Source organism: Shewanella sp. AS16 (genome assembly GCF_021412365.1).
GTDB classification, from domain to species: Bacteria; Pseudomonadota; Gammaproteobacteria; order Enterobacterales; family Shewanellaceae; genus Shewanella; species Shewanella salipaludis.
Genome location: NZ_JAKCLK010000123.1, coordinates 1 through 326, shown reverse-complemented (window position 1 = coordinate 326; position 326 = coordinate 1). Strand labels below are relative to the sequence as shown.

General features: G+C 49.4%; 1 pseudogene. It reads right to left on the bottom strand.

The window, feature by feature from the left end:
* Positions 1-326, bottom strand: a pseudogene (locus tag LZP73_RS19630) (transposase); the annotation flags it as partial.

The window sequence follows — 326 nt, the reverse complement described above, 5'->3', positions numbered from 1 at the left end:
GCGATGGAGTGCTTTAAATGGATCACTTCATGAGATTCAACCAGCCCACCCTGGGCAAATTTACGGGTTAATTCATCGCCTTTAAACAGTTTATGCCACTGCTTAAGCACTTCTGCGTCGCTCCAACGGTTGGCCGTGTCGAGATCAATTCGCAACACCACATGCAGGTGATTCGACCCTATTATTCATTCACAAGAGTGCAAAAGCAGCCACATCAATGGCAAACACCGCTTCAAGTTCAAACAGCAATGACTCTACCCAGCCCCGGCGATGGTCATAGTTCTTACCCGAGTATCGATCATCCCCACAGAGGAAGGCGCGACGCA